Below are 11,619 nucleotides of genomic sequence, written 5' to 3' on the forward strand. Positions count from 1 at the left end.
TAGATATATAAAGGAGGATGATTAAAACATGCTAGACATTAAAAGAATTTTTGAAGAACAGGAACGTTTGGATCAAAAGGTTGTGGAAGTACATGGATTAGAAGGTAAGAGCTTAACGGGAGATATAACACATGCGTTGTATACAGAGTTAGGTGAGCTTTCAAATGAGAATGGTTTTTTTAAGTATTGGAAGAGAAATAAGCGTAATGATAAGGCACGGCAGTATGATGAGTGGTCGGATTGTATGCATTTTGTTACTTCTCTTGGTAATAAATATGGACATGTTGAATTAATTATTGGTTCAGATAGACATTTAAGATTAGCAAATAAATTTAAAGATGCGGAAAGCAGTTTTCATGAAATGTTTGGGGTTATGTACAGAGCTGATTACTCATGTGTTTTTGATTACGCTAAAGCATTAGGAGCCTTAATTGCTATTGGATACAAACTAGGAATGACTCATCAAGACATGATGGAATCGTATTTTGCTAAAAACAAAGTTAATTATGAGCGATTAAGCAGCGGATATTAGTACCAAATTTGAATTTTATTAAAAAGGGTGATTGCGAATGTATCCATTTTATGTTGATGGAAAAAAGGTGTTTTCGTTCTCTTACAAACCACGTAAAGGTGGTGTCGTAAAAGATGATGATACTGGTAAATGGTACGAGATTAAGGAAGTCGAGCAAGGGCGTGGTCGTAAGGTTTATGGAAAGGAAACTTGCAACTTGGACGGTATGAACTGGCAACCTTACAAGAATTGAATCAAAGCGTTATTTTAAAATTAAAGAGCGCCCAAGGGAGCGCTCTTCGATCAAGAAAATATTGAAAAATACTCGGTAATATATGTAATCTTTTTAGCTTTGTGAGATTAATCAAAAGTTTTTCGACTTGTTTTTGGATGGTATTACATTTTGTTCTATTTTTTCGTAAAGATTAAGTAATTGTTTGATGAATGTAATTTTCGGTGTTAACCAATACGAAAATAGTGCTGAAATAATTCCTATTAAAGCTCCTGTTATGACATCGAAAGGATAATGAACTCCTACCCAAATACGAGAAATAGCTACGCAGAATGCAAGTACAAGCCATAACCATCTAGCCTTTTTACGAACAAGCCAGAATGAAAAACAAATTGAAAAAAATAGAATCGTATGGTCGCTAGGAAATGAATTATCTACTGTATGATCGACAAGTTTATTAACATTAGGTAAAACTGCAAATGGTTGATAATTCAAGTGCAATTTTCCTGCTAACTTTCCAATAATTTCAGCAGTTACGAAAGCAACCAATGCTTGAATAATCATCATTTTGTTTTTTCTAGATTGAGTAAACCAATAAGTCATAATAATTAAACCTAAAAAATACACCATATACTCCGCTAAAAATACCATTGTTGAGTTTAGGGATGAATATTGCTTCCCTAAATCATTGATAGCTCGAAAAGCATCAATATTTAATTGAGAAAAAGACATTTTTAAATTGCTCCTTATTATGTGAAATTTTTTTTAACTGAGGCTTAACGGTTTCTTAATTAATTCTTAGTTATTTCTTAACAATTCTTGTTTGTGTATAAGGAAAATTATAGTAAAGAGTTTATAGTGAAAAAATTGATTTTAGTGACATTAGTATTACAAAACTGTAAGGATTAGCTCATTAAAGATTTTTAATAAAATAGTTATTTGAATAGAAAAGGGGAATGAAAGATGGCTAGAAAACAAAACGGTAAAATCGTACGAGTTCAATTTAATGAAGGACATGTAATGATGTTCGGTAATTCATATAAACCTTGGGAAATGCAGTTCGATGAATACTTATGGTTATTAAAACAAAACGATGAACTTGATGATGTTGAACAAGTAACCGTTTCTGATAATGAATGGATATCGTTTGGTGGATTGAAATGGTGCAAAGAAGAAAGGTTTCAACATTTGTTAAATCGTGAGGGTTGTCAGTCAGATGAGCCAGACAATCAAAATCCAAGACAGTACAAAGACATGCGGTTCTATTCTGATGAAAAAGTAACAAATAAGGTGCTTAAAGCAGTAGAAAACTATAAAAATAACATTTATTAATTTTTGAACAAAAACGCTATTTTACAAGAAAAATGGGGCGCCTGACCAAGGCGCTCCCAATCGCTCGCTAATAAATACCCAATCTCATTAAAGTATATGTGGTTTTATTTAATAATGATTATAAAAATTTCATTTTATACAAAAGAAACCCCGTTTATCACGAGGTCTCTAAAGGTATTTTGTCAAGTAACGAATTACTAGACTAAATTACCATAACATGAATTATATAGAAATAATATTGGTAAATGTGTCCAATTGAAAAGGGGAATGGATATGAAGGCATATCAAGTCAGTGATGGTGAGTATTCACGGATTGTTTTTACTGAAACACCTGGTCAAGCAAAGCAATGTGGAATGGATGAGTTTGGAATAGATTTTATAAAGGTTGAAGTTAGAAGAGCTAAATGGGCAGATCGGTATAAATGCGAACACTTAATTCCGAAAGAAGCTTATTTAGATAATGGCTGGTGGTGGGAATGTCGATGTGGAACACCACAATACAAAGAAACTGCAATTGTTATTGGCTACATGGTCTACTGTGAAAAATGCAAGGGACAGGCTGATGTTAAAAAGAGCAGCTAGCAAAAGCTAACTGCTCAGTCTTGAAGGAGACAATTATGGGTTGCTTATAAAAACGCTGAAAGAATGCTGCATGTTGGTTACCAGCATATCTACAGTATTGACGGAATATTGAGTTTTATTCAGGGAGGAAGATGGAAATGGATATGAGATACTTCGAGTTTGATAAGCATGAGTATTATGCTTTGATGGCTGTTAAAGATGGTGGATTAGAAAAAGCGATTGACTTGTATGTGGAAATTGTAGCTGGTGAAAATGCAGAAGAGGTTAAGGCAGAGGCATTACCTACTGAAATCACAAGAAATCAGGCACTTACAAAGTATGTGAATGCTGTAGCGGAAATTTGTCCGAATAAAAAAATATCGGAATTTGTAAAGGAATTTAATGAATATGAAGATGGTCCTATGTTGGTTAGTGGAGCGCTAATTTAAAAGAGCAGCTAGCAAAAGCTAACTGCTCATCCAAAAGGAGAAATAGGCTGTGGTCTAGCCTGTTTGTAGTATGTGCAGATGGTGAAATATTATGCGGAGGGATGAGGAACATGGAAGGACAAACAATCACTATTAATATTCCAACAGTCGAAAAGTGGACATTAAGGGATCTAAAGTCAGTCTGTCGGCGCAATAAAATAAAAGGTTATGCAAAGATGGATCGTGAGCAGTTAATAGTATATGTAAGAGAAATACTTGGACATACAGAAAACTGAACAAAATAATCCTTTGGTAGTGAAAGCGAGAGTGAGAGAAATGGCTAATTTAAAGAAAAAGAAGACAAGAAAAGCTATTCAACGCCGCGCTAAGTCAGTGGAGAAATATACGGTTCAAACAGCTTGGCGGAATATCTTCGTTAGGGCCGGTATTTTAAAGTAAAGGAAAAAAGAATATGGTCTGGCTAGAAAACTAGAGGACACCAAATCATTAAAGTAGCTTATTGGCTGCATAGTGGTTGGTGTCCTTTTTATTTTACGAAAGGGAGATGGGGAGAATGAAGTCACTAAAAGACCAATTACGTGAGTGGAAAAAACAATCGCAGCAGATGAAAAAGAAAAATGAGAAAAAGCGTAAGGAACAGTTAAGTAAACGGGATATAGAGGAATTAATGGGGATTCGTGGACCTCGATATGAAAGAAGACGCGGTGCACTAAGACAAAAGTAAAAAATAAAAAGGAGTGGTCTTACATGACTAAACAATTATCTTTCTTGCCAAAAATCGATAGAGCAGCAACACAAGAGAAATTAGAAGGTATGTTAGAAAGTGTACGTATATATAGACAGTTTGGGATGATGCGTAAAGAAATGAAAGTCACTCCTTCTTATGAAATTCGAGAACATGGTCCTACACATGCAGTTGGTAAGCCATTAGAAGATATAGCCACAGCAAACATTCAACAAAGCAAGCGAGAAGAATGGCTTGAAAGGATGTCATTACGTATTGATCAATTCCTTAATCGACTAGGGAATGGACGCGCTGGAAGTATTCAAAGGGACATTATATATAAACGTTATTTAGAAGACGAGGATGTATGTGATTACATGGTTTATAGCGAAATAGGAATGGCTGAGCGTACTTATCGCCGATGGAAATCTAAAGCGTTTTATAAACTTGCCTTTGCTCTTGGATTAGAGGTTTACGAGACAGAAGAAGTCGGAGGGGATGAATAATGAATTTTGTACAGCCAATACGTGATCCAGAGCAAATACAACAAATAAAAGAATACTTGAAAGAAAAGAATGAACGTAACTACATTCTGTTTGTTATGGGAATCAATACAGGTCTACGCATTAGTGATATCTTGAAGCTAAAGGTTGGTGATTTAAAAGGAAGTCACATCTCAATGCGTGAAATGAAGACAGGAAAGCAGAAGCGCATCCAAATCACCTCAGCATTAAGAAAAGAATTAAAATGGTTTATTGATGGAAGAGAAGATAACGAGTATTTAATTAAGAGCAGACAAGGCAGTAACAGACCGATTGGCAGGAGTATGGCATATAAGATACTTAGAGCAGCGGCAGCAGAGTTTGGTTTAGATGAGATAGGCACACATACATTACGTAAGACATTCGGTTATCATATGTACATGCAGACAAAGAATATAGCGTTGCTAATGGAGATTTTCAATCATTCATCAGAAAGGGTAACGCTTCGATATATAGGTGTAAACCAAGATGCAATGGATAGAGCGATGACTAGATTTAAAATCTAATTATTGCTTTTTCTTTTTTCTTTCTTACAGTTATCCATTTTTATTGTGTTGTGTAACTCAAAATAGAAAGTCTAATAAAGTTAGTGATAGCAATGGGTTGAGCGTTTCGCTCAGTTACACAAAATATAAGATATAGGTAAGTGAGAGAGAATGATGTACAATTTATATACATTAGTAATTAAGGGGGTGCTTTTATGCTAAGTGATATAAAAACATTTACATTAGTAGTTTCAACAGGTGGTGTGATTATTACAGCGATATTAACTCATTATTTTACTATTAAGAAGGAGAAGTTTTCTAAAACGTTCGAGTATAAGATTAAAATTCTTAAAGAAGTGTATGCACCTATATATCGTATTCTAGTAAAGAATATTCATCCATTTGATGGGTATGAAGGTATTACTGTTAAATCATTTAAAGAAATAGATCAAATATTTGAAGAGAAAGTTGAGTTAATAGATCCTATCCTTGAAGAGTTTATTTGGATTTTAAAAGAAGAGTGTTATCTTAATCAGAATCACCCTAAAGGTGAATGGGTTCAAGTAGATCAGGACAAAAAATTTCTTAATTATGTACAATATCAATACAACAATCTACGAAAAGAAATGAATCTTCCTTATGATTATGCAGAAGTTAGTTTTGATATTAAGTTAAAAGTACATTTAGATGCATTCATGAGAAATAGAAAAAGAAAAGAAGCTAAAAAATTAAAAACCAATTAAATAAAATAAGTGGCAGAGTCGTGACCGATTTTTGACCGCAAATGTGCCGGTTTATTTGGAGTCAGCGTGTTATATTTGTATTGTGAGAAGTGGCGGAAAAACACTTCTTAATAAGAATAACTTTATAATTCTAAACGGTTCCATATTAGCGGCATAATTAAATCCGAATCCAGCTTTAATGGTGCAGATTGAATGATCACGCTAATAGGAGAGCTTTTGCTCTTCTTTCAGTCGCTAACACCGAGATCACATTGTATGTACTAACAGGGAAACATATATGCAGTTGGCGATTGAAAGAGGCGTGAAAACTCCTTACCAAAAATTAATGTAATATGAAGCACACATGACTTGTCTATTTGAAAAAAAACGTTATCCAATCGAGATAGCGGTTTTTTACTTTATTTGATTGAGAGTAAAAACTTCATTTACCGTATTTATAGTAGGAGCAGCAGATGTATGGTTGCTCTTTTATTATGTAGGATTTTCTTCTTTTCTGTCGAATTAAGAAAAGGAAAGGGAGGAGAAAAAAATGACAGTAGAAACTAGAGAGCATTTTTCAAACATTAAAGATTTTATTTTTACTATTGCCGGAAGTAAACATACTGTAGTTCGAAATATGATAAAATACGCAGAGAATTTAGTTCCATTAGAAAATGTAGAATGTATTTATGTTAAGAACCTATACAAAGATGATGAGGCGGAAAGGGAATTTTATTTTTTCGCTCAGGACAGTATTTATATTATTAGTGCTGTTGATTCAGACATTAAAATACAAGTCGTCAAAGAACCAAAGATTAAAGATATCAATTTGACTATTGTTAACGGTAATGAAGAACTTCTTAAATTAAACATTGAATTTCTTAATGGAGTAAAAATGGAATTTGATAGTTTTGCTGATTCTAACTCTAATTGGTATCCGTGGCATAGTAAGTTAATTAAGACTATTTTTAAAATGTATATTTAAAAGCATCCAATACGGGTGCTTTTTATTATGCAAAGAAAAAAGCACTGAATAGGGCTATATGCTTTTCTTCATACCGCATTGACGACATTCTCTTATGAAGATGAAATTTTTAACGGAACTCTTGAATAAGGTGTTGTCGCAATTATCACAGCGACCGCTAATTTTATCTGGGAATTCTTTGTGGTCATATATTTTGTTTAGATCGTATTCTTGCTTAAGTTCTTTATTTTCCATTTGTTTCACCTACATATCAATCTGAGTTAACATAACTTGATCATAATAATACGAAGTATTCACATATTGGATGCTTTTTTCTTTTATCATCGGTCGAACCGGTCTTCTAAAAAGAAAAGGAGGAATACAAATGAATTTTGGACATGCATTTGAAGAAGTAAAGAAAGGTAAAGGAATGCGATTCGATTAATAGCAACTGTATTGGAGATTATTTGAAAATGCACGATATAAAATTGAATTTTTGCGTTTTGCGCTGTTTATATAGAATGGAACAACATATTACTTTGATTACAATGGATATATACAGTAGGATAATAATTAAGTAAAACATACTAATCTTAGTATGTTTTCTTTTTTTATTCAAAAAAAGGACACCCACTAACGGGTGTCGCCATCAACTTGCATATGAGGTTTGAGAAGGGCTAATGAAAAAGATAGCCTTTTCAAATTTAATTTAACATATTATGGAATGTTTGGTGAATTGAGAAATAATGTACGGAAGATTAACAATGTTTAGTATAGATACTTTTCACTATCGTTATAATGGAAACGGTACATTTCCCGACAAAAACAGGGACAAAATGGGGGATATTTTTGGGGACATTTTCGGGGATTTTTCAAAACGAGATAGGTATTAAGCTTTTCTTAGGGCAAGCCCTGGGAGAAGCATCTGTCCCTTATCAATGATGTACCCGCGGTTTTCGTACAGTGACGCTTCTAATAGGTCACCATGCACTTGTTTGCGCAGGATGCTGTTGAGGGGGATGGGGTTAAAAGCACTCCAATCTTATGCTTCTTGTTGAGCCTATACGAGGTGTGAGTTCATAGGTGGCGTGAGAATTTTAAATATTACCAAATATATGATGGCGAAATAAGTAGAAGTAGCTTTCACATTTCAGAAGGACAAGCATATATTGGAGTATAGGACAAGCTAACTGCTATCCTATTCAACTATCGCCTCTACTCTATCACATTGAAAGCATCCAATACGGGTGCTTTTTCACATTTTAAGATGGACGAGCATATACTGCTTGTACCTCTTAACTTTCGTTAAAAGGAATATCGTAATCCAAATCCCAAAGAAGGGTGCTCGCGGAAACGGGTGCTCTTCTTTTAGTTGTGAAGAAATTGTATATCAATGCTCATCTGCCATGTGTAGAAGGATACTGCTGGATTTAGTATTATGATTGACTATTTAATAAAATGGACATTTGAATAGAGGGGGTATCATGCGGAATAAAACATAACAAGATGCTTATTAAACAAAATATATTTAGAGATATATAAAGAATGTGCAGCTTGGCTAGAGCCACACATTCCTTGGTTTAGTTAGTTTCATTACCTTTAAAACCACCATCTTCTGATCTAATACGCATATTTTCTTTGTTATAGCTCACAAATTGACCGCAAGAAGGACAGTTTGTGACATTATCGACCAACATGCTAATATCAAATGAATCCATAGCACCAAAGTATATAGGAGATTGGAACCAAGTGTTGCAGTTAGTGCATTGAATTTCTATGTTTGTTATGTTTGTTGTTTTTGACATGTGTCTCACCTCCTTCAACTTTACATAATTCGACTTTTAGTGTTCTGAATCCTTCTAAAATATGGAAATTATTTAAAAGTGGTAAAGGGGGTGCATATAGGAATGACTGTTTTAAGCGCTGCTGTTATCAGTACAGCGTCTTATTTTCTGTTAATGAAAGATAAGGAGTGAGGGGATGGGTTGGTTAAGCTTCTTCATTGGTTATAGCGTTGGCGCTATAATTTCTACATTCATTATAATAATTGGTTTATTCATTATGATGAGATTAAGTGAAGGAAGTGGGGAGTGAACGGAAGATGTTTATTCAGATGGATAGTATATTGTTTGAACATGTGGAACTCTATTCTGATGGATGTTCAATTGGTGAAGGACAGCCTACTAATGTTGGTATTAAATATACATTGCATAAAAAGAGCAATGTACTATCTGGTGTTTTGAATTTAAAGTTCGATGAATATAAAGAGCTTACTCATAATGAACTACTAGATAGAATAAAAGAATGTGTGACTTTTACTTGGGGGTGATCTATAGATGTTATGGATATTTTCGTATCTTATTGTAGGTATGATCTATGTTTCTATTACTATGTATCCAAATGCAAGAAAGGTTGCACAACAGAATAAGGATGATGATGAACATCTAATAGCTACATTCATGATGTCGCTTGTAATTATTGTTTGCTAAACACCTTTCTGGAGTATCCTTGCTTCATTTTATATTGCTAAGTTGTTTAATAAAAAGGATGAATACAAATGACAAACCATAAACAATACGACAAGTACCAGCGTAACAAAGAAGCAAAACGTTTTTATAATAGTGATGCTTGGAAAAGATGTAGGAGTCTAGCGTTAATAAGGGACAACCACCTTTGCCAAGAATGTTTTAAACGAGATGACATTACTTCAGCGGTCATGGTTCATCACATAAAAGAACGTGAAGATCATCCAGAGCTATCATTAGTATTAGATAACTTAATCAGCTTGTGTAATGCATGTCATAACAAAGAACATCCTGAAAAGGGTAGTGGAAAGAATAAGAAAAAGAAAAAACAAAGGATTCCAGTTATTAAGTCGATGGCTAACAAGGAAATGATATAGCCCCCCTATCCTCAAAGTTTTTTGTTAGGGGCCGGAAGACCGGCGGGGTCCTTCGTTTGTACCGCGAGTAATTTTTTCATGAAAGGGGGGTAACTCAAAATGGCAGTTCCAACAGCAAAAATTTTAAGGGAATACTTAGGTGAAGATTACAAAGGATCAGATGAAGAGTTGATAAAACTTTATGTGGAAACGCACCAATTTTACCGCCGTTTACAAAAGGAAATTAAGACTACAGATTTGATGTTTGAGTATACAAATAAAGCTGGGGCTACAAATCTTGTGAAGAATCCCCTCTCTATTGAACTAACTAAGACGGTACAAACTTTAAATAATTTACTTAAATCTTTAGGTCTGACGCCAGCACAAAGAAAAAAATTAAATAGTAATACTACAGGTAATGATGACGACGATTTCGACGAATTCTAAGCCTTCAGAAATAGCAAAATGGTATAAAAAATGGCGCTCAGATCAGGTGAGAAATGGTTTTATTCTTGAAAATTCTTCGTCTGATTTACTAACAACTTGGTATGCTGAACAAGTTGTGAAAGGAAACATTATAGCAAGTAAGAAAAACATTTTAGCTTGTCAACGGCACTTTGATGATTTAAAAAAGCAAGGAACTGAAGATTTTCCGTGGATATTTGATGAGGAAAAGGCTCATCGACCAATCCGATATATCGAAAAATTTTGTCGGCCATCTAAAGGGGATTATCAAAGTTTAGTACTTCAACCGTGGCAGCATTTTGTTATTGGCTCATTATATGGTTGGGTTCATAAAGATACTGGATACAGGCGCTTTCGTGAGGGCCTTATTTTTATTAGTCGTAAAAACGGAAAAACAACGATGATTTCGGGTTTATCTAACTTTTCAGTTTCTAAAGATAATGAACCAGGTGCTCGTGTTTATGTTTTAGCAAATACAAAGCAACAAGCAGGAGAGCTTTTTGATGAGAGTCGAGCTATGGTTCAAAAATCACCGCAGCTTAGAAAGCATTTACGAGAAAATCAAAAAGGCATTTTCTACGATAAAACACAATCTAAAATTGAACCACGGGCATCTGATAGTAAAAAGTTAGATGGATTAAACACACATCTTGGTATTTTTGATGAAATACATGAATTTAAGAACTTTAAGTTGATAAATGTTATTAAGAAATCGCGTGGCGCAAGAAAGCAGCCACTTATTGTATATATTACGACAGCTGGATATCAACTTGAGGGACCACTTGTACAATACTATGAAGTTGCAACTGATGTTTTGGAAGGTGTTATTGATCAAGACAGAAAGTTCTATTTCATGGCTGAAATGGACAGTGTGGATGAAATTGAGAATCCGGAATTGTGGATTAAAGCAAACCCTAATGTTGGGGTTTCATTGGATCTTCCATCTCTTATTGATGATTGGAATACAGACAAACATACAGAAGCAGAAAAGAATGACTGGATTACTAAACAGTTTAATATTTTCGTAGACAATGACGAAATGTCATTTGTAGGAATTGAAATATTGAAGAGAAACGAAAAAGACATTGATATTGAGTTATTAAAAGGGAAAGAATGTGTGGCAGGATATGATTTGTCAGCTACAGAGGATTTTACTAGCGCTTGCTTGGAATTTCCTTTGGAAGATGGAAATGTTTTCGTTTTATCTCATAGTTGGGTTCCACAAGCAAAAGTGGATAGGGACAATGAGAGTATCGATTTTAAAGAATTTGTGAAAAAAGGGTGGCTGACAATCATTCCAGGTGAATATGTGAAATATGAGTATGTGTATGACTGGTTTGTAGAGAAATCTAAGCAATATTTTATAAAGAAAATCACCTATGATCCAGCAAATGCTTATCGTTTAAACGAAGATTTAAAAACATATGGATTTGAAACAGAGGCAGTTCGTCAAGGGCATTTAACATTAAGCCCAGCGCTTAAAGACATAAAAGAACTATTACTGGATGGAAAAGTGATTAGTAATAAGAATCGTCTTTTACGCTGGTATATGAATAACGTGAAGCTTGTTGAAGACAGAAATGGTAATTTTTTGCCGTCAAAACAAAGCAAATATCGAAAAATCGATGGTTTTGCAGCGTTTTTGAATGCTCATACAGAGGTAATTCCTTTATTATCTCAACCAAAAGGTAATGGGAATATTAAATTTATATCTGTAAATGATTTATTTAATTAAATTGGAAATAGAGAGG

The 11,619-nt window shown here is 34.1% G+C and carries 20 protein-coding genes; 17 read left to right on the forward strand and 3 right to left on the reverse strand.

What is annotated here, in order from left to right:
• The first annotated feature begins 28 nt into the window (after positions 1–28).
• Positions 29–532, forward strand: a complete 504-nt coding sequence (locus ACFQZ1_RS07915; protein ID WP_377881581.1) for a dUTP diphosphatase — start codon at positions 29–31, stop codon at positions 530–532.
• A 37-nt stretch (positions 533–569) separates the two neighbouring features.
• Entirely contained in the window at positions 570–764 is a 195-nt protein-coding gene (locus ACFQZ1_RS07920; protein ID WP_377881582.1) for a hypothetical protein, read from the forward strand.
• Between the two features lie 111 nt (positions 765–875).
• Here ACFQZ1_RS07920 and ACFQZ1_RS07925 read toward each other — a convergent pair whose 3' ends face one another.
• Positions 876–1,475, reverse strand: a complete 600-nt coding sequence (locus tag ACFQZ1_RS07925) for an undecaprenyl-diphosphatase (protein ID WP_377881583.1) — start codon at positions 1,473–1,475, stop codon at positions 876–878.
• A 231-nt stretch (positions 1,476–1,706) separates the two neighbouring features.
• On the opposite strand from ACFQZ1_RS07925, the gene ACFQZ1_RS07930 reads away from it, so the two are divergent.
• The 10 genes from ACFQZ1_RS07930 to ACFQZ1_RS07975 all read left to right on the forward strand — a co-directional run bounded on the left by ACFQZ1_RS07930 (position 1,707) and on the right by ACFQZ1_RS07975 (position 6,543).
• Positions 1,707–2,075, forward strand: coding sequence for a spore protein H (locus ACFQZ1_RS07930; RefSeq protein WP_377881584.1), 369 nt, complete (start codon positions 1,707–1,709; stop codon positions 2,073–2,075).
• Between the two features lie 273 nt (positions 2,076–2,348).
• A complete protein-coding gene (locus ACFQZ1_RS07935) occupies positions 2,349–2,657 on the forward strand; it encodes a hypothetical protein (RefSeq protein WP_377881585.1) in 309 nt (102 codons plus the stop codon).
• Between the two features lie 137 nt (positions 2,658–2,794).
• Positions 2,795–3,085: a hypothetical protein gene (locus ACFQZ1_RS07940; protein ID WP_377881586.1), complete on the forward strand. Its 291-nt coding sequence runs from the start codon at positions 2,795–2,797 to the stop codon at positions 3,083–3,085.
• A gap of 110 nt (positions 3,086–3,195) precedes the next feature.
• Positions 3,196–3,360, forward strand: a complete 165-nt coding sequence (locus ACFQZ1_RS07945) for a hypothetical protein (protein WP_377881587.1) — start codon at positions 3,196–3,198, stop codon at positions 3,358–3,360.
• 40 nt (positions 3,361–3,400) lie between these two features.
• A complete protein-coding gene (locus tag ACFQZ1_RS07950; RefSeq protein ID WP_377881679.1) occupies positions 3,401–3,523 on the forward strand; it encodes a DUF3983 domain-containing protein in 123 nt (40 codons plus the stop codon).
• 115 nt (positions 3,524–3,638) lie between these two features.
• Positions 3,639–3,809: a hypothetical protein gene (locus ACFQZ1_RS07955; RefSeq protein WP_377881588.1), complete on the forward strand. Its 171-nt coding sequence runs from the start codon at positions 3,639–3,641 to the stop codon at positions 3,807–3,809.
• A 23-nt stretch (positions 3,810–3,832) separates the two neighbouring features.
• Complete coding sequence (locus ACFQZ1_RS07960; protein ID WP_377881589.1) at positions 3,833–4,315, forward strand: ArpU family phage packaging/lysis transcriptional regulator; 483 nt, start codon at positions 3,833–3,835, stop codon at positions 4,313–4,315.
• Entirely contained in the window at positions 4,315–4,857 is a 543-nt protein-coding gene (locus ACFQZ1_RS07965; RefSeq protein WP_377881590.1) for a site-specific integrase, read from the forward strand. Before ACFQZ1_RS07960 ends, ACFQZ1_RS07965 begins: the two co-directional genes overlap by 1 nt.
• 194 nt (positions 4,858–5,051) lie before the next feature.
• The gene (locus ACFQZ1_RS07970) at positions 5,052–5,579 is read left to right on the forward strand and encodes a hypothetical protein (RefSeq protein ID WP_377881591.1); all 528 of its coding nucleotides are present in this window, start codon (positions 5,052–5,054) and stop codon (positions 5,577–5,579) included.
• Between the two features lie 529 nt (positions 5,580–6,108).
• Positions 6,109–6,543 (forward strand): DUF3908 family protein, encoded by a 435-nt coding sequence (locus ACFQZ1_RS07975; RefSeq protein ID WP_377881592.1) that lies wholly within the window; start codon positions 6,109–6,111, stop codon positions 6,541–6,543.
• Between the two features lie 54 nt (positions 6,544–6,597).
• Here ACFQZ1_RS07975 and ACFQZ1_RS07980 read toward each other — a convergent pair whose 3' ends face one another.
• Complete coding sequence (locus ACFQZ1_RS07980) at positions 6,598–6,777, reverse strand: DUF8096 family protein (protein ID WP_377881593.1); 180 nt, start codon at positions 6,775–6,777, stop codon at positions 6,598–6,600.
• A gap of 1,325 nt (positions 6,778–8,102) precedes the next feature.
• Positions 8,103–8,327 carry a hypothetical protein gene (locus ACFQZ1_RS07985; RefSeq protein ID WP_377881595.1) on the reverse strand — a complete coding sequence of 75 codons (225 nt, stop codon included), beginning with the start codon at positions 8,325–8,327 and terminating at the stop codon, positions 8,103–8,105.
• A 296-nt stretch (positions 8,328–8,623) separates the two neighbouring features.
• Between ACFQZ1_RS07985 and ACFQZ1_RS07990 the strand changes: the two genes are divergently transcribed.
• The 5 genes from ACFQZ1_RS07990 to ACFQZ1_RS08010 all read left to right on the forward strand — a co-directional run bounded on the left by ACFQZ1_RS07990 (position 8,624) and on the right by ACFQZ1_RS08010 (position 11,603).
• A complete protein-coding gene (locus ACFQZ1_RS07990) occupies positions 8,624–8,851 on the forward strand; it encodes a hypothetical protein (RefSeq protein WP_377881596.1) in 228 nt (75 codons plus the stop codon).
• A 7-nt stretch (positions 8,852–8,858) separates the two neighbouring features.
• Positions 8,859–9,011 carry a hypothetical protein gene (locus ACFQZ1_RS07995; protein ID WP_377881597.1) on the forward strand — a complete coding sequence of 51 codons (153 nt, stop codon included), beginning with the start codon at positions 8,859–8,861 and terminating at the stop codon, positions 9,009–9,011.
• 68 nt (positions 9,012–9,079) lie between these two features.
• A complete protein-coding gene (locus ACFQZ1_RS08000) occupies positions 9,080–9,424 on the forward strand; it encodes an HNH endonuclease (protein WP_377881598.1) in 345 nt (114 codons plus the stop codon).
• A 99-nt stretch (positions 9,425–9,523) separates the two neighbouring features.
• Positions 9,524–9,850 carry a phage terminase small subunit P27 family gene (locus tag ACFQZ1_RS08005; RefSeq protein ID WP_377881599.1) on the forward strand — a complete coding sequence of 109 codons (327 nt, stop codon included), beginning with the start codon at positions 9,524–9,526 and terminating at the stop codon, positions 9,848–9,850.
• Positions 9,825–11,603 carry a terminase large subunit gene (locus tag ACFQZ1_RS08010; RefSeq protein ID WP_377881600.1) on the forward strand — a complete coding sequence of 593 codons (1,779 nt, stop codon included), beginning with the start codon at positions 9,825–9,827 and terminating at the stop codon, positions 11,601–11,603. Before ACFQZ1_RS08005 ends, ACFQZ1_RS08010 begins: the two co-directional genes overlap by 26 nt.
• The last annotated feature ends 16 nt before the right edge of the window (positions 11,604–11,619 follow it).

The sequence above is a fragment of the Bacillus sp. CGMCC 1.60114 genome, from assembly GCF_042676365.1.
Classification (GTDB): domain Bacteria; phylum Bacillota; class Bacilli; order Bacillales; family Bacillaceae_G; genus Bacillus_A; species Bacillus_A rhizoplanae_A.